The sequence below is a fragment of the uncultured Sphingomonas sp. genome, assembly GCF_913777625.1.
Lineage (GTDB): Bacteria > Pseudomonadota > Alphaproteobacteria > Sphingomonadales > Sphingomonadaceae > Sphingomonas.
Genome location: NZ_CAJYTI010000008.1, coordinates 199,843 through 216,587, shown reverse-complemented (window position 1 = coordinate 216,587; position 16,745 = coordinate 199,843). Strand labels below are relative to the sequence as shown.

16 protein-coding genes are annotated in these 16,745 nt (G+C 70.5%); 5 read left to right on the top strand and 11 right to left on the bottom strand.

Annotation, left to right across the window (positions count from 1 at the left end):
* Window positions 1-209: 209 nt before the first annotated feature.
* Both def and recR read right to left on the bottom strand, forming a co-directional pair.
* Window positions 210-734: a peptide deformylase gene (gene def / locus QZ814_RS04835; protein ID WP_294329951.1), complete on the bottom strand. Its 525-nt coding sequence runs from the start codon at window positions 732-734 to the stop codon at window positions 210-212.
* 31 nt (window positions 735-765) lie between these two features.
* Window positions 766-1,362 carry a recombination mediator RecR gene (gene recR / locus QZ814_RS04830; protein ID WP_294329950.1) on the bottom strand — a complete coding sequence of 199 codons (597 nt, stop codon included), beginning with the start codon at window positions 1,360-1,362 and terminating at the stop codon, window positions 766-768.
* A gap of 52 nt (window positions 1,363-1,414) precedes the next feature.
* Between recR and fmt the strand changes: the two genes are divergently transcribed.
* Both fmt and truA read left to right on the top strand, forming a co-directional pair.
* Complete coding sequence (fmt, locus tag QZ814_RS04825) at window positions 1,415-2,317, top strand: methionyl-tRNA formyltransferase (RefSeq protein ID WP_294329949.1); 903 nt, start codon at window positions 1,415-1,417, stop codon at window positions 2,315-2,317.
* Window positions 2,314-3,060, top strand: coding sequence for a tRNA pseudouridine(38-40) synthase TruA (gene truA, locus QZ814_RS04820; protein ID WP_294329948.1), 747 nt, complete (start codon window positions 2,314-2,316; stop codon window positions 3,058-3,060). The genes fmt and truA overlap by 4 nt, the downstream gene beginning before the upstream one ends.
* Here truA and QZ814_RS04815 read toward each other — a convergent pair.
* The 9 genes from QZ814_RS04815 to QZ814_RS04775 form a co-directional block, all read right to left on the bottom strand.
* Window positions 3,050-4,240, bottom strand: a complete 1,191-nt coding sequence (locus QZ814_RS04815; protein ID WP_294329947.1) for a class I SAM-dependent RNA methyltransferase — start codon at window positions 4,238-4,240, stop codon at window positions 3,050-3,052. The genes truA and QZ814_RS04815 overlap by 11 nt on opposite strands.
* Window positions 4,237-5,640, bottom strand: a complete 1,404-nt coding sequence (locus tag QZ814_RS04810) for an NAD(P)H-hydrate dehydratase (RefSeq protein WP_294329946.1) — start codon at window positions 5,638-5,640, stop codon at window positions 4,237-4,239. Before QZ814_RS04810 ends, QZ814_RS04815 begins: the two co-directional genes overlap by 4 nt.
* Window positions 5,637-5,975: a hypothetical protein gene (locus QZ814_RS04805; RefSeq protein ID WP_294329945.1), complete on the bottom strand. Its 339-nt coding sequence runs from the start codon at window positions 5,973-5,975 to the stop codon at window positions 5,637-5,639. The genes QZ814_RS04810 and QZ814_RS04805 overlap by 4 nt, the downstream gene beginning before the upstream one ends.
* Window positions 5,956-7,677 carry a dihydroxy-acid dehydratase gene (gene ilvD / locus QZ814_RS04800; protein WP_294329944.1) on the bottom strand — a complete coding sequence of 574 codons (1,722 nt, stop codon included), beginning with the start codon at window positions 7,675-7,677 and terminating at the stop codon, window positions 5,956-5,958. Before ilvD ends, QZ814_RS04805 begins: the two co-directional genes overlap by 20 nt.
* Before the next feature lie 11 nt (window positions 7,678-7,688).
* Complete coding sequence (locus QZ814_RS04795; RefSeq protein ID WP_294329943.1) at window positions 7,689-8,420, bottom strand: N-formylglutamate amidohydrolase; 732 nt, start codon at window positions 8,418-8,420, stop codon at window positions 7,689-7,691.
* Window positions 8,417-9,151, bottom strand: a complete 735-nt coding sequence (locus tag QZ814_RS04790; protein WP_294329942.1) for an enoyl-CoA hydratase/isomerase family protein — start codon at window positions 9,149-9,151, stop codon at window positions 8,417-8,419. The genes QZ814_RS04795 and QZ814_RS04790 overlap by 4 nt, the downstream gene beginning before the upstream one ends.
* Window positions 9,152-9,309: 158 nt before the next feature.
* The gene (locus QZ814_RS04785; protein WP_294329941.1) at window positions 9,310-10,146 is read right to left on the bottom strand and encodes a 4-(cytidine 5'-diphospho)-2-C-methyl-D-erythritol kinase; all 837 of its coding nucleotides are present in this window, start codon (window positions 10,144-10,146) and stop codon (window positions 9,310-9,312) included.
* A 19-nt stretch (window positions 10,147-10,165) separates the two neighbouring features.
* On the bottom strand, window positions 10,166-11,764 hold the full coding sequence (locus tag QZ814_RS04780; protein WP_294329940.1) for a tetratricopeptide repeat protein: 1,599 nt from the start codon (window positions 11,762-11,764) through the stop codon (window positions 10,166-10,168).
* Window positions 11,739-13,391 (bottom strand): electron transfer flavoprotein-ubiquinone oxidoreductase, encoded by a 1,653-nt coding sequence (locus QZ814_RS04775; RefSeq protein ID WP_294329939.1) that lies wholly within the window; start codon window positions 13,389-13,391, stop codon window positions 11,739-11,741. The genes QZ814_RS04780 and QZ814_RS04775 overlap by 26 nt, the downstream gene beginning before the upstream one ends.
* 131 nt (window positions 13,392-13,522) lie before the next feature.
* Here QZ814_RS04775 and QZ814_RS04770 point away from each other — a divergent pair, with 131 nt between their 5' ends.
* Genes QZ814_RS04770 through moaB form a run of 3 tightly spaced genes read left to right on the top strand, consistent with a single transcriptional unit; the run spans window position 13,523 to window position 16,672 of the window.
* Window positions 13,523-14,245: a uracil-DNA glycosylase family protein gene (locus QZ814_RS04770; protein WP_294329938.1), complete on the top strand. Its 723-nt coding sequence runs from the start codon at window positions 13,523-13,525 to the stop codon at window positions 14,243-14,245.
* A complete protein-coding gene (locus QZ814_RS04765; RefSeq protein ID WP_294329937.1) occupies window positions 14,242-16,155 on the top strand; it encodes a lytic transglycosylase domain-containing protein in 1,914 nt (637 codons plus the stop codon). Before QZ814_RS04770 ends, QZ814_RS04765 begins: the two co-directional genes overlap by 4 nt.
* Window positions 16,145-16,672 (top strand): molybdenum cofactor biosynthesis protein B, encoded by a 528-nt coding sequence (gene moaB, locus QZ814_RS04760; protein ID WP_294329936.1) that lies wholly within the window; start codon window positions 16,145-16,147, stop codon window positions 16,670-16,672. Before QZ814_RS04765 ends, moaB begins: the two co-directional genes overlap by 11 nt.
* Window positions 16,673-16,745: the final 73 nt, after the last annotated feature.

Here is a 16,745-nt window from a genome sequence, read left to right as displayed (position 1 = left end):
ATGACGGCTGCAGGTATGGAAGGAGGGAGGCGTCAGACCGCCCAGGCCGTTTCCTCCCCCGCCAGGGGGAGGTGGCGCGCGACGCGCGTCGGAGGGGGAGGACCGCGATCCAGTGGCGGCAGGGGTTCCTCCCCCTCCGTCAGGCTGCGCCTGCCACCTCCCCCTGGCGGGGGAGGATGCACTTCAGGCCCGGTCCGACGCGCGGAAAATCAGGCGGCCTTGCGGGCCTTGTTGAGCTTCTTCATCAGCATGTCGCGCTTGAGCCGCGAGAGATGGTCGAGGAACACGATGCCCTCGAGATGGTCCATCTCGTGCTGGATGCAGGTGGCGAGCAGGCCCTCGAAGACCTCGTCATGCTTCTCGCCCCTCTCGTCCAGCCAGGTCACCCGGCAGCGCGCGGGGCGCTCGACATCGGCGAACTGGTCGGGGACGGACAGGCAGCCCTCGGTATAGACCGAAACTTCCTCGGCCGGCTCGTGGATCTCGGGGTTGATGAAGACGCGCGGGTGCCGGATCGGCTTGCCCTCCTCGTCCTCTTCCTCCTGCAGGTCCATCACGATCAGCCGCTTGGGCACGCCCACCTGGATCGCGGCAAGGCCGATGCCCGGCGCATCGTACATGGTGTCGAACATGTCGCCGATCAGCGTGCGCACGTCGTCGTCGACCGCCTCGACAGGGGTGGAGACGAGACGCAGACGCGGATCGGGTACTTCGACGATAGGGAGGATGGCCATCGCCCAAATTTAGGAGAGCCGCCCCCCAGCGTCAAGCAACCGGCCGCCGCGCGCGGAGCGCCTGGGCGAGCGTGCCCTCGTCGAGATAGTCGAGTTCGCCCCCCACCGGCAGGCCATGGGCGAGTTGAGTGACGCGGACGGGGAAGGCTTCCAGCCGCTCCGAGACATAGTGCGCGGTGGTCTGGCCCTCGAGCGTGGCGTTCATCGCGAGGACGACCTCGTCGATGCCGCCTGCCCCCACCCGGCGGACCAGCGCGTCGATCCGAAGATCCTCGGGGCGCACGCCGTCCAGCGCGGAGAGCTTGCCGCCCAGCACATGGAAGCGGCCGGGGAAGAGCCGCGCCCGGTCCAGCGCCCAGAGGTCGGCGACTTCCTCCACCACGCAGAGCGACCGGTCGTCGCGGCGCGCGTCGGCGCAGATCGAACACGGGTCGTGCGTGTCGACATTGCCGCAGATATGGCACGTCGTGAGCTTCTGGCTGACCGCGCTGAGCGCCGCGAGCAGCGGATCGAGCGTGGTCTCGCGCTTCTTGAGCAAATGGAGCACCGCCCGCCGCGCCGATCGCGGCCCGAAACCGGGCAGCCGCGACAGGGCCTGGGTCAGCGCTTCGATTTCGGGAGAGGCCATGTGCGACACATAGGGGCTTGCATGCGCGCCTGCCAAGCGGTTGAGGGGACATATGCGCATCCTCTTCATGGGAACCCCCGATTTCGCCGTGCCGGTGCTCGACGCCCTGGTCGAGGCCGGGCACGACATCGTCGCCGCCTACAGCCAGCCGCCCCGCCCCGGCGGCCGGCGCGGCAAGGTGCTGACCCCCTCCCCGGTCCATGCCCGCGCCGAGGCGCTGGGGATTGCGGTGCGGACGCCGCTCAGCCTCAAGGGCCCCGAGGAGCAGGCGGCGCTGGCGGCGCTGGGTGCCGATGTCGCGGTAGTGGCGGCCTATGGGCTGATCCTGCCCAAGGCGGTGCTGGCCGCGCCGCGGCTGGGGTGCCTCAACGTCCATGGCTCGCTGCTGCCCCGCTGGCGCGGCGCGGCGCCGATCGAGCGGGCCATCCTCGCCGGCGACGCGGAGACCGGCGTCGGCATCATGCAGATGGAGGCCGGGCTCGATACGGGCCCGGTGCGGCTGGAGGGCCGGACACCGATCGATCGCAAGACCGCGGGCGAACTGCGCACCGAGCTGAGCGCGATGGGTGCGCGGCTGATGGTGCAGGTGCTGGCCGACTTCGACGCCTATCCCGCCATGCCGCAGCCCGAGGAGGGCATCACCTATGCGGCGAAGATCGACAAGGCCGAGGCGCGGCTGGACTTCACCCGCAGCGCGGTCGAAGTCGAGCGGGCAGTGCGCGCGTTCAACCCGGCGCCTGGCGCGTTCTTCGAGTGGAACGGCGAGCGCTTCCGGATCCATGCGGCCGATCTGGTCGATGCGGATGGCCCCGCGGGCACCGTCGGCGACGACCTGCTGATCCATTGCGGCGAGGGCGCGATCCGCCCGACCTCGATCCAGCGCGCCGGCCGCGGGGTGATGACGGTCGCCGAACTGCTGCGGGGCTTGCCGATCCCGGCGGGGACCCAGCTTTGACGCGCTTTGCGCTCACGGTGGAGTTCGACGGCCGCCCCTTCATGGGCTGGCAGCGGCAGGATCACGGCCCCAGCGTCCAGCAGGCGATCGAGGACGCCGCCTATGCCGTGACCGGCGAGGAGGTGGTGGTCCACGCCGCCGGCCGCACCGACGCCGGCGTGCATGGGCTGGGCATGCGCGCGCATGTCGACATCGCCAAGCCGATCGCGCCGTTCCGGCTGATGGAAGCGCTCAACGCCCGGATCCGCCCTCACCCGGTGGCGATCCTGGCGTGCGAGGAAGTTTCGGGGGACTGGCACGCGCGTTTCTCGTGCCTTAGCCGGCATTATGAATATCGGATCGTAACGCGCCGTGCGCCCCTCACTTGGGAGAAGGGCCTCGCCTGGCGCCTGTCCGGGCCGCTCGACGTGGCCGCCATGCACGCGGCAGCGGCGCATCTGGTGGGGCGGCATGACTTCACCACCTTCCGCTCGGCGCATTGTCAGGCCGAGAGCCCCGTCCGCACGCTCGATCGGCTTGACGTGGTGCAGGCCGGCGATCGGATCAGCGTGTTCGCCTCGGCGCGCTCGTTCCTGCACCATCAGGTGCGCTCGATGGTCGGCTGCCTGTCGCTGGTCGGCCAGGGCAAATGGGCGCCGGAGGATGTGCGCGACGCGCTGGAAGCGCGCGACCGCACGACGCTGGGGCTCAACGCCCCGCCCGACGGCCTGTTTTTCCTGCGCGCGGAATATCCTAGCGCGTGAACTTCGCCGCCAGCTCGACATGCGTCGACCAGCGGAACTGCCCAACCGGCTGCACCCAATCGAGCCGGTAGCCACCCTTGCACAACATCTCGGCATCCCGCGCGAAGGTACTGGGATTACACGAAACATAGGCGACGATCGGCGCCCTGGAGCCGGCCAGCTCCCCCACCTGCTCCCGCGCACCGGCACGAGGCGGATCGAGCACGATCGCGTCGAACCGGTCGAGCTCGGCCGTCGTCAGCGGCCGCCGGAACAGGTCGCGGTGGTCCCCGAATACCTGCCGCCCGGTCGCACCCGCCGCGGCCTTGAGCGACAGGATCGCGTCGCGCGCGGCCTCGCCCGCATAGACCCGCGCGCCGTCGAGCGCGAAGGTGAAGGTGCCCAGCCCGGCGAACAGATCGGCGACCGTCCGCGCCTTACCGACGATTGCGCGCACCGCCGTCACCAGCGCCGCCTCCCCCTCGGGGGTCGCCTGGAGGAAGCTGCCGCTCGGCAGCGGCACCGCGACACCGCCGAGGGTGATCGTCACCGGCACCGGCTCCCAGCGCGCCGTGGGGCCGAAGCCTTCGTCGATCGCGAAGCGGGCGAGCCTTTCCGCCTCCGCAAAGGCGGTGATCGCCTCGGCGGCTGCCAGTCCTTCGGGGTCGATCCCCTCGACCAGCACGTCGCGGCCCTGGTCGCTGAGCGCGAGATGCACGTTCACCCGCCGCGCGTCGGGCAGCAGCGTGGCGAACAGGCGGCGGAGCGGCGCGAGCAGCGCGAACAGTTCGGGGGCGAGGACGTGGCATTCGGCCAGGTCGACCAGCTTGTGGCTGCCCACCTCGGTAAAGCCGATCCGCACCTGCTTGCCGCGCCGCTCGGCATGGAGCGTCGCGCGGCGGCGGGTGCGCGGCGGGGAGAGCAAGGGCGTACGGATCTCTGCCGCCAACCCCTGCGCCGACAGCGCGGTACGCACCCGCTCGGCGAGGAAACCGCTCCATGCGGCATCGTCGAGATGCTGGAGCTGGCAACCGCCGCAGCCGGGGAAGTGCCGGCAGGGGGGCGTCTGGTGGTGCGGGCCGAAGCGGATCGCGCCCTCCGCGTCCACCCAATCGCCTGGTGCGGTCAGGGGGAAATGCCGGCCGTCGCTCGTCACCCCATCGCCCCGCGCCGCGACGCGCACCACTTCGACTTCGCTCACAGACATTCCGAACACGCTTCCGCCAGTTGAGCGACGAGCTGATCGGCGAAAAAGGCGGGGCCTGCAAGCTGCGCCGCGCGGCCGTGCAGCCATACCGCCGCCGCAGCCGGGTCGACCCCGCTGCCGCCCTGCCCGATCTGCGCGCCCAGCACGCCTGCGAGCACGTCGCCGGTGCCGGCGGTCGACAGCCAGGGCGAGGCCCCCGCCAGCACCCGCACGCTGCCGTCCGGGCCCGCGATCACGGTGTCGCCGCCCTTGTGCACTACGGTCGCGCCACTGGCGGCCGCAGCCTGGAGCGTACGGTCGATCTTGCTGCCGGTGCCGCCGAACATCCGGTCGAATTCGCCGCCATGGGGGGTGACCCACACCGGCGCCTCGCGCGCCGCAAGCGCAGCGGCAGCACCGGTGCCGAGCAGGCTCAGCGCGTCGCCGTCCAGCACCAGCGGCTTGTCGGCGGCGAGGCCCACGCGCAGGAACGCCTCGGCACGCCGATCGCGCCCGAGGCCGGGGCCCAGCACCACCGCGTCGATCCGGTCCCCGGCAAGGAAATCGGCAAGATCGTCGGCATCGTCGATGGTCCGGCGGACCAGCGCATCCGGGGCCGGGCCCGTCGGCTCGGGGCCCGCCAGCATCACATAGCCCGCCCCGCTCGCCATCGCCGCGCGCGCCGCGAGGCGCCCCGCCCCCGGCATGGTCCCTTCGATCACCGCGACCAGCCCGCGGCTGTATTTGTGGCTCTGCGGTCCGGGCGTCGAGAGGTGCGGCCGCGATACCGTGCGCCACGCCGTATCCACCGGAATGCCGATGCCGGCGAGCAACACATGGCCGCAGCGGGACAGTCCGTCGTCGAGCAGATGGGCGGGCTTGAGCGCCCCCAGCGCCACGGTGGCGTTCACCCCGCGCGGCGCGCCGAGTTCCGCGCCGCTGTCGGTGTCCATGCCCGACGGTAGGTCGATTGCGAGCGTGAAGTCGGCGCCGCGCACCAGCTCGGCGAACACCGCGGCGATGCTGCGCTCCAGCGGGCGCGTGACGCCGATGCCGAACAGCCCGTCGATCACCACCGGCCGCACGGGCGCGCCGTAAAGCGAGGTGGTCGGCCCCTGCCAGCGCGCATGCATCCGCTCGGCCGCACCCGGCTTAGGCGCGCCCGACGCCGCGACCAGCACGTCGAGCCCAGCCTCGCGCAAAAGTCGAGCAACGACATAGGCATCGCCACCATTGTTGCCGGGCCCTGCGAGCACCAGCGCCGGCCGGCCCATCGCGAAGCGGAGCGCCTCCCGCGCAACGGCGGCACCGGCGCGCTCCATCAGTTCGTCTTGGGAAACGCCACGCGCGAACACCGCCTCCTCGGCGGCTCGCATTGCGTCGGCAGAGAGGATCGGGGCACCGGACGGGATCATCGCCCCGTTGTAGCGCCCTTCCCCCCGAGACGATAGCGCATCCCGCCGATCGTCACTTCGGTCGCGCTGCCGGCATGGGTGACGCTCGCCACCTCGGCACCGTCGGCCGCAGTGATCACATTGCCCTGCACCTGCAGCCGCCGGAACCCGCCATCGGGATGGCGGAGGACGAGCCTATCGCCCTCCCGCTCCACGGTGCAGACCGGCAGCAGCGTCTCGCCGACCGGTCCGCACGCGACCGTCTCGCCCGCCTGCTGCGCAGGCTGCGACGCCGGATCGGCACCGCAGCCCGCCAGAAGCACGCCGAGGACGAGACTAGATGTCCGCGTAGACATGACGCTCGGCCTTGGCGCCGGGGTGCGTCACCGCCCCCTGATAGGCCGGGCCGACATTCTGCGAATAGCGGTAGAGCGCGCCCGACTGATAGTCGTTCACCCGCGGCTGCCAGCGCGCGCGGCGCTCGGCCAGCACGTCCTCGGGCACGTCGAGGTCGATCGTCCCCGCCTCGGCATCGATACGGATCGTGTCGCCGTCCTCGACCAGCGCGATCGGGCCGCCCTCGGCCGCCTCGGGGCCGACATGGCCGATGCAGAAGCCGCGCGTGCCGCCCGAGAAGCGGCCGTCGGTGATCAGCGCCACCTTCTCGCCCATGCCGAGGCCATAGAGCGCGGCGGTGGTCGACAGCATCTCGCGCATGCCCGGGCCGCCCTTCGGCCCCTCATAGCGGATGATGATCACCTCGCCCTCGTTGATCTGGCGGTTCTCCACCGCCTGGAAGGCATCCTCCTCGCAATCGAACACCCGTGCCGGGCCGGTGAACTGGAGCCGGTGCATGCCCGCGACCTTCACGATCGCGCCCTCGGGTGCCAGCGAGCCGCGCAGGCCGACGACGCCGCCCGTGGGGGTGATCGGCGTCTTTACGTCGTAGATCACCTTCTGGTCGGGGTTCCAGGTGACCTCGTCGATATTCTCGCCCAGCGTCTTGCCGGTCACGGTCAGGCAGCTGCCGTCGAGCAGGCCGTTGGCCAGCATCGTCTTCATCAGCATGTAGACACCACCGGCGGCATGCATGTCCTTGGCGACATACTTCCCACCCGGCTTCAGGTCCGCGATATACGGCGTTGATTTGAAAGCCTCGGCGACGTCGTGCAGGTCGAAGTCGATGCCGGCTTCGTTGGCCATCGCGGGCAGGTGGAGCGCGGCGTTGGTCGAGCCGCCGGTCGCTGCCACCACCCGCGCGGCGTTGATGAACGCGGCGCGCGTCGCGATGTCGCGCGGGCGCAGGTTCATCTCGAGCAGGTTCATCACCTGATGGCCCGCAGCGATCGCGATTTCTTCACGACTCTTGTAAGGAGCAGGCACCATGTTGCTGTTCGGCAACGACAAACCCATCGCCTCGCCGACGCACGCCATGGTGTTGGCGGTGAACTGGCCGCCGCACGCGCCGTGGCCGGGGCAGGCGACCTTCTCGAGCGCGGTCAGGTCCTTGAGCGGGCAGTTGCCGGCGGCGAACTTGCCCACCGCCTCGAACACGTCGACCACGGTGACGTCGCGGTCCTCGAACCGGCCCGGCAGGATCGAGCCACCATAGACGAAGATCGACGGAATGTTGAGGCGGAGCATCGCCATCATCATGCCGGGCAGCGACTTGTCGCAGCCGGCAAAGGCGACCAGCGCGTCATAGCAATGGCCGCGCACGCTGAGCTCGACCGAATCCGCGATCACCTCGCGGCTGACGAGCGAGGACTTCATCCCCTGATGGCCCATGGCGATGCCGTCGGTCACCGTGATGGTGTTAAACCGGCGCGGCATGCCGCCATTGGCGATCACGCCCTGGCGGGCGGCATCGGCCTGGAAATCGAGGGTGGTGTTGCACGGCGCGCTATCGTTGCCGGCGCTCGCCACGGCGACGAACGGCTTGGCGATATCCTCCTCGGGAATCCCCATGGCATAGTAATAGCTGCGGTGCGGCGCGCGCTCGGGCCCCACGGAGACGTGGCGGCTGGGGAGCTTGGACTTGTCGAATCGGTTGGTCATGGCGCGCAAGCCTATGTCGCGGAAACACCCTTTTGCGCAAGAGTGTTGCGCAGAAAAAGCGTGAGCTCGTGCAACAGCCCTGCCCAGCGCGTCACGCCCTCGGGCGCGCGGATCAGATCGTTGCGGATTTCGATCGCGATCGAGGGGATGCCCTGCGCCTCGGCATGACGGTTGAGCGTCGCGTTGAGCAGGCGGCCCGAATAGGGCTCGTTGTCCCCGGTCACGAAACCCTGGGTGCGGAACCAGTCGACCGCGGGCCGTGCGGCGCGGGTATCGCGATTGTAGAGAATGCCCACCTCCCACGGTCGCGGCGTGCCGCCATCCTCGAGCTGCGGCGTGAAGCTGTGGATCGACAGGATCAGCGCCGGGCGCTGGCGGCAGACCTGGTCCCGCAGGCAGCGGTGATAGGGCGCGTGAAAGCGGGCGATGCGCGCGCGGCGGTCCACGCCCACGTTGCCGGGGATCGGATGGCCGTCGCTGGCCGCGGGGATCAAGCCGGCATGGTCGGGCTCGCGGTGGAGGTCGATCACCAGCCGCGAGACGGTGGCCAGGATCGCTGGAGCATCCAGCATCACCGCCAGCGCACGGGTGACCGCCGCCGCGCCGATATCGACCGCGATGTGCAGATCGAGCAGCGCCGGATCGATGCCGAGATCGATGTCGGCCGGCACGACCTTGGAGGCATGGTCGCACAGCAGCAGGACCGTGCGGTCACCGCCAGGGAGGATCTCGGCGACGCTCATCCGAACACCGGCCGCCGGCGTGCCTGGAAGGCAGCCAGCCCTTCGGCAAGTTCGGGCCCGCCGAACGCCGCGTCGAACGCCGTGTCGAGATCGGCGTCGTCGGGCCGGGTCAGTGCCTGCTTGAGTTGACGGACCGCATCGGGCGCGTTTTCCGCGATGCGCCGCGCCAGCGCCATCGCAGCCACGCCGGCTTCCGGCGCGCGACGCTCGACCAGCCCCACCGCTGCGGCAGTGTCGGCGTCGATCGCCTCGCCGGTGAAGAGCAGTTCGGCCGCTCGACCACGCCCGACCTGCCGTGTCAGCCGCGCCACATCCTGCCGGGGATAGCCGAGCCCGAGCCGCGCCGGGGTCACCGCGAACTGCGCCGCATCGCCTGCGATCCGAAGATCGGCGGCAAGGACGAGCGCCACCGCCGCGCCGAAGCATCCGCCGTCGACGGCAGCCAGCACCGGCATCGGCAGCGCGGCCAAGGCGTCCATCGCGCCGCGCATCGCCTTGCGGAAGCGAGAGCGCAGCGCAGGATCAGCCTGCAAGTCATTGAATTGGGCGATATCGGCGCCTGCGGAGAACATATCCGGCATGGCCGATTGCAGGACGACGACGCGCGCCGCGTCCAAGGTCCTCGCCGTGTCCGCGAGTTGTTCCCAGCCGGCGATCGGCACGGCGTTGCGCGCCCCGCCGCGTGCGAGCACGATGCTCGCGATCGGCCCGTCCCAGTGCACTTCGATCATGGGGAAAGGCTGTGCCCGATCCGCGCGAGCAAGTCACGCGATGGCGCGCGGGTGGACTCCGGCATGGAGCGCACCCGCGGGCCAAAGACGGACGTTCGCGGCGCGTCAGATCCGTCGACGCCCAACTGTCCGAAAACGGTAAAGATTCGGTTATCAAATCATCGCAAACGGGTCGCGGCGCGCCACCAGCCGCGGTTCGCCAGCGCTGCCGCCGCGGCATCGCGGGCGGCAGCGTCGTCGAAGAAGGCGAAGCAGGTCGCCCCCGAGCCGGACATGCGGGCGAGCACCACCCCCGGCTGCACCGCCAGCGCCGCCAGCACCGCATCGATGGCGGGCGCGATCGCGCGCGCAGGCGGTTCCAGATCGTTGCGCCCCTCGCGGGCGACGGCGAGCAGGTCGCCCTGCCCGATCGGCCCGCGATCCACCCCGTCCCAGCCGCGGAACACCGCCGCCGTCGAGACGCCGACGCCGGGGTTCACCAGCAAGACCGGGATGCCGGCCAGGCCGTCGAGCGGCTCCAGCTGCTCGCCCCGCCCCCGGCCAAAGGCCGTCCGCCCGAGCAGGCAGGCGGGCACGTCCGAACCCAGCCCGTCGGCGATCGCGAACAGGCGGGGATCGTCGAGCGCCACCCCGTGCAGCCGCGCCAGCGCGCGCAGCGTCGCCGCCGCATCGGCCGAGCCCCCGCCGATGCCGGAGGCGACCGGCAGATGCTTTTCCAGTTCGATCGCGTGCACGCCGCCGCCAAAGGCCTCGCGGAACCGGGCAGCCGCCCGGGTGACGAGATTGTCGCCCTCCTCCGCCAGCACCGCCGCGAACGGGCCGGTCAGGGTGAAGCGCGCGACCTCGGCCGGCGTCACCCGCACCACGTCGCCATGGTCGACAAAGGCGAACAGCGTCTCCAGTTCGTGATAGCCGTCCGGCCGGCGATGGCGGACGTGGAGCGCGAGGTTGAGCTTGGCCGGCGCCTGCTCCGTGACGGTGGGAAGATCGGACATCGCCCTGCCCCTAGCGTGTTCAGGAGGCGGCCGTCAGCCCCTCGTCGATCTTGCGCGCGATCCGCTCGGCATCACCGGGCGCGGCGTGGATCGCCGCCGCCCGCCAGGCATAGCGGGCCTCGAACTGGCGCCCGAGCCGCCAATAGGCGTCGCCCAGATGCTCGTTCGCCGAGGTCCCGGCCGGATCGCTCCGCGTCGCCGACTCGAGCAGCGGCACGCCCCGCGCTACCTCGCCCTGCTGGACATAGGCCCAGCCCAGCGCATCGGCCGCCTCGGCATCTTCCGGCGCGATACGGTGCGCGCGTTCGAGCAGCGCGACGCCCTCACGCCCGGGATCGCCATGCGCGATCAGCAGCGTGCCGAGCGTGCGCAGCGGTTCGACCTGCGCTGGCGCAAGCGCGGCGGCCTTGCGGAGATCGGGCAGCGCCTGCTCCCAACGACCGGCCCGGGCCAGCGCCACGCCCAGGTCGAGGTGCAGGTCGGCGCTGCCTTCGCCGCCACGGTGCAGCGCATCCCCGTACGCACGTGCCGCCGCATCGAACCGGCCGGCGGCGCCGAGCAGCTCGGCATAGCGTTCGACGTCCAGCGCGGTCGCGCGGCGGTCTTCGGCGAGCGCCTTCGCTTCGGCCAGCGCAGCCTCGGTGCGGCCGCTGTTGCGCAGCAGCGTCACCCGCACGGCCGCCGCGCGGCGTGCGAACGGACTTTCCCTCGGCAAGGACGCTAGCGTTTCGAGGGCAAGCGCGTCGGCCCCTGCACCGTCCAGCCCCTGGGCAAGCAGGATGCGCGACCGCTCCTCGCCGGGATCGAGGATCAGCGCACAGCGGCTGAGCAGGATGGTGAGCGTCGCCATCCGGTCGCCCGAAAGATCGCTGGCAAGCGCGCGGAACAGGCGCGAAAGGCCGTAGCGGATCGTGACCGGGCGCGGCGCCCCGAGCTGGCGCGCAACCGCCTCCAGCTCCGGGCCGCCGCCTTCCAGCAGGAAGCGCGCGCCGGCACGGCCCCGGACGGTGGCGAGGTCGATCCGGGCGTCGGCCTCGTTGTCCCCGGCGACCACGCCCATCGCTTCCAGGACCGCGCTGTCGTCCTTGCCCTGCGCCATCAGCATCAGCGCGCGCTGGGTCCCCGCATAGCGGCGGCCGAGCGCGCCGGTTTCCAGCCGGTCGAGCACGGTCACGCCGTCCATGCCCCGCGCCTGGGCGAGCCAGGCGGTGAGGATCGGCATCAGGAAATCGAACGGCGTGCCCTTCAGCCGCTTCACCGCGTCGGCAGCGGCGGGCTCGTCGCCGTCCGCGAGGTGGACCACCATGTCGAACAGCGCGGTATCGGGCGGGGCGACGCCTGCCTTTTCCATCACCGCCGCCGCGCGGCTGGCGAGCGGCACGTCGCCCGCCATCAGCGCCTGGCGATACGCGCGCAGGGCGATCACCGGATCGTCGGGAGACGCCGCCAGCGCGCGGGCATAGCCTTGCGCCGCCACGGTCGCCGCACCCGCCGCATCGGCCGCGCGGGCGCGGACATAGTCGGTCAGGTCGACCGTCTGCGCCGCTGCCGGCGCCATCGAATATTGGGCCAGCAGCAGCGCGAGGGCCGCACTACATGTTCGGATAATTGGGGCCACCGCCGCCTTCCGGCACCACCCAGTTGATGTTCTGGGTGGGATCCTTGATGTCGCAGGTCTTGCAGTGCACGCAATTCTGCGCGTTGATCTGGAACCGCAGATCATCGCTTTCCCCTACGACCTCATACACACCCGCCGGACAATAACGCTGCGCAGGCTCGGCGTACATCGGCAGATTGTAGCCGATGGGGATATCCTTGTCCTTCAGCGTCAGATGGACGGGCTGGTCCTCCTCGTGATTGGTGTTCGAGACGAACACCGAGGAAAGCCGGTCGAAGGTGAGCACGCCGTCGGGCTTGGGATAGTCGATCTTGGGCGCCTGGTCGGCGCGGAGAAGCCCCTCGTTATCGGGCTTGTGCTTCATCGTGATCGGCCAGCGCAGGCCGAGATGCTCGCTCCACATCGCGGCCCCTGCAAGCAGCGTGCCCCAGGTGTCGCCGAACTTCTTGACCAGCGGCGCCACGTTGCGGACGCCACGCAGCTCCTTGTAGACCCAGCTCGCTTCATAGGCTTGCGGATAGGCGGTCAGTTCGTCGCTGCTGCGCCCGGCCTGCACCGCCGCGAACGCCGCCTCGGCCGCCATCATCCCGCTCTTCATCGCGGTGTGGGTACCCTTGATCCGCGGCACGTTGAGGAAGCCCGCGGAGTCGCCGATCAGCGCCAAGCCCGGCGCCACCAGCTTGGGCACCGACTGCCAGCCGCCGTCCGAAATCGCCCGCGCGCCGTAGGAGACGCGCTTGGCGCCTTTCAGCAGCTCGGCGATCTCCGGATGCGTCTTCCAGCGCTGCATCTCCTGGAAGGGCGAGAGCCACGGGTTCTTGTAGCCGAGCCACACGACGAAGCCGATCGCGACCTGGCCGTCGGCCTGGTGATAGATGAACCCGCCGCCATTGCTGCCGTCGGTCAGCGGCCAGCCCTGGGTGTGGATCACCCGGCCCGGCACATGCTTGGCCGGATCCACGTCCCACAGCTCCTTGATGCCGATGCCATAGACCTGGGGCTGGCTCTCCGCATCCAGTTCGAACTGGCGGATCATCTGCTTCGAAAGGTGCCCGCGGCAGCCTTCCGAGAGGAAGGTGTACTTCGCGTGGATCTCCAGGCCCGGCTGATAGTCGGGCTTGTGGCTGCCGTCCTTGGCGACGCCCATGTCGCCGGTGGCGACGCCCTTCACGCTGCCGTCCGCGTTGTAGAGGATCTCGGCCGCCGCGAAGCCGGGGAAGATCTCGACACCCAGCTCGCCCGCCTTCTCGGCCAGCCAGCGGCAGAGATTGCCGAGGCTGCCGGTATAGGTGCCCTTGTTGTGGAGATAGGGCGGCGTGAGGAACTCCGGATAGGCCGACTTGCCCTTTTCGCTCAGCACCCAGTGATGGTTCTCGGTCACCGGCGTGCGCGCCATCGGGCAGCCATCGTCGCGCCAGCTCGGCAGCAGCTCGTCGAGCGAGCGCGGATCGACCACGGCGCCCGACAGGATGTGCGCGCCGACCTCGGAGCCCTTTTCCAGCACGCACACCGAAAGCTCGGCGCCCGCCTCGTTCGCCAGCTGCTTCAATCGGATCGCCGCGGAAAGACCGGCAGGCCCCGCGCCGACGATCACGACGTCATAGGGCATCGACTCCCGTTCGCTCATCCTTGTTCCCCTAAGTCCTTCGTACTAACACGGCCCTCGCGGCCACCTGTCGTCGCGCGCGCGCAACGTTCCGTCTATCCGGCGATGAAGCCAGATTGACCCCGTCGTCAACTGGGATTCAAAGAATGGGTATGGGGGCAGAACCAGACAATAGCTGGCACAAGTCGCTCGCGAGCGTGCTCGAATGGTGGGACGCCGCCGGGGTCGACATGCTCGTGGAGGACGAGGTGCGCGACTGGTTCGCCAAGCCCGCCCCCCTTCGCCCCGAGCCGCAGCCCGAGCCTGCCGTAGCGGCCGCGCCCGCTGCCCTACCCCAGACCCTGCCCGAGCTGATCGCCTGGCGCACCGGCGAGGCGGCCCCCGAGGCGGGCTGGCACACGCCCCTCGTCGCCCCCGCGATCGTGGCCGATCCCGTCTGGACGATTTTCGTCGACATGCCCGAGCCCGAGGACACCGAGACCTTGTGGAGCGGCCCCGCCGGCGCGCTGCTCGACCGGATGCTGGCGGCGGTCGGCCTGGCGCGCGACTCGGTGCAGCTGGTGCCGCTGTGCTTCGCCCGCCCGCTCACCGGCCAGGTACCGGCCGATGCCGCACCGCGACTGGTCGAGCTCGCAGGTCAATTCCTGTCGCTGGTGCAGCCGAAGACGCTGCTGCTGCTCGGCCATGCGGCGACCCGTGCCGTTCTCGGGCCGGAAGCCTGGCCGCCGGAACTTCGTTTGCACGACGTTAACCGCTACGAGACGACAACCCAGGTCGTGGCGACCTACCATCCGCGCTCGCTGATCGAGCGCCCGGCCGCCAAGAGCGAAACCTGGAAACATCTGTTGCTGCTGAGCCGGGGACCGAGCCTTTGACCTTGCGCATCCTGCTTGCCGCCACGCTGATGACGGCGCCGCTCGCCACGCCGGCCCTGGCCGCCTGGACCGACGACACCAGCCCGGCGGCGATCGACGAGGATGCGCCTGCCCCCGCCCCCGCCAAACGGGGCCAGGGCATTCCGCCCCAGCTCGATGCCGATCAGCGCGCCGACTATCGCTTCGTGTTCGACGCGATCCGCGCCGGCCGCTGGAGCGATGCGCAGATCAAGCTCGATTCGATGAAGCCGGGTCCGCTCCACGCGATCGCGCGCGCCCAACTCTACACCGCCAAGGGCTCGCCCCGCGTCGAGGCGAGCCAGTTGGTCGCGCTGATCACCGAGGCGCCGGAGCTGCCCCAGGCGGAGCAGCTCGTCCGCCTCGCCAAGACGCGCGGCGTGACCGACCTGCCGACGCTGCCGATCGCACAGCGGCTGATCTGGTTCGACGGTTCGCCGATCCGCAAGCGCGCCCGCTCGGTCCGCAGCGACAATGCCGCAACCGAAGTCGCGATCCTGATCGCGCCCTATGTGAAGGCGGATAACGGCCCCGCCGCCGAGGCCGTGGTTTCCCGTTTTGCCAATGACTTGACGCCGGAAGCGCTGACCGAGTGGCAACAGAAGGTCGCCTGGATCTATTATGTCGCCGGCGACGACGCCAATGCCCGCCGCATGGCCGCCAAGGCCGAGCAGGGCGTGGGCGACTGGGCCGCGCAGGCCGACTGGGCGGACGGTCTCGCCGCCTGGCGCCAGCAGGATTGCGCGGGTGCCACCGCCGCCTTCGAGCGCGTCGCCACGCGCGCGGGTGATACCGAGCTCCGCTCCGCCGGGCTGTTCTGGGGCTCGCGCGCCGAAATGGCGTGCGGTCGCCCCGATCGCGTCGCCGCCAAGCTGCGCGCCGCCAGCCAATATGGCGAGACCTTCTATGGCCTGCTCGCCCGCTCCAGCCTCGGCATCGAGGAAAAGCGGCTCGAAGGCGACCGGATGGTCAGCAAGGACTGGAGCGCGCTCGAGCGCCGCCCCAATGTCCGCGTCGCGGCCGCCCTCGCCGAAATCGGGGAGACGTCGCTCGCCGACCAGGTGCTGCGCCACCAGGCGAAATTCTGCACGCCCGACGATCACGGCGCGCTCACCCGGCTCGCCGCCGAGCTGAGCCTGCCGCAGACCGAACTCTGGCTCGCCCATAACGGCCCGGCCGGTGCCAAGCCGATCGTCGAGGCACGCTATCCGGTGCCCAACTGGTCGCCCGACGGCGGCTGGCGCGTCGACCGTTCGCTGGTCTTTGCCCATACGCTGCAGGAATCGAGCTTCCGCACCGAGGTGCGCAGCGCGGCCGGCGCGATGGGGCTGATGCAGGTGAAGACCGGCGCCGCGATCGACGTCGGTCGTCGCCGCGGCGTCACCTATGCCGCCAGCGACCTCACCAAGCCGTCGGTCAACATGGAGATCGGCCAGTCCTATCTCGAGCAATTGCGCGACATGCCGCTGACCCAGGGGCTGCTCCCCAAGGTGATCGCGGCGTACAATGCCGGGCCAAGCCCGGTCGATGCCTGGAACCAGGCCTCGCGCGACGGCGGCGATCCGCTGCTCTATATCGAGAGCATCCCCTACTGGGAGACGCGCGGCTATGTGATGACGGTGCTGCGCAACTACTGGATGTACGAGCTGCACGACGGCAAGCCCTCGCCCAGCCGCGTGGCGCTGGCGGGCGGCATGTGGCCGCGCTTCCCGGGCATGGCCGGGGCCAAGGCGGTCAAGCTGAAGACCCAGCGCGCGCCCGCCCTCAGCTTCCCGGCGCCGCAGCCGGTGGAGCCCGCGCCGCTCCAGCAGCAGTTCCAGCTGCCGGCAACCGGCGCCAGCGTGACGATCAGCGCCGCCAAGCTGCCGAGCGAGGTCGCGCGTGGCAATTGACGAGAGCATCGCCTTCCGCCCCGTCCGCATCGCCGTCCTCACCGTTTCCGACACCCGCACGCTGGCCGACGACCGCTCGGGCGACCGGCTGGTCGAACGGCTGACCGAGGCGGGCCATCTCCTCACCGATCGCGCCATCCTGCGCGACGATGTCGACGCGATCGCGGCACAGTTCGAGGCGTGGATCGCGGCACCCGGCGTCGAGGTGATCCTCGCCACCGGCGGCACCGGCGTGACCGGCCGCGACGTGACGCCGGAAGCGCTGGCGCGGGTCTGGGACAAGGAAATCCCCGGCTTCGGCGAGCTGTTCCGCTGGCTGAGCTATGCCAAGATCGGCACCTCGACCATCCAGTCGCGCGCCACCGCCGGGGTTGCCCGCGGCACCTATATCTTCGCGCTGCCGGGCTCGACGGGCGCAGTTACCGATGCCTGGGACGGCATCCTCGCCAGCCAGCTCGACATCCGCCACAAGCCCTGCAATTTCGTCGAGCTGATGGGACGACTGCAAGAGCGGTAAGCGCTCCCGGCTCCGCCCGTCCGCTTCCGTGCCCCTAAGCTTGCCGTGCCCCTGCGGAAGCAGGGGCCCAGGG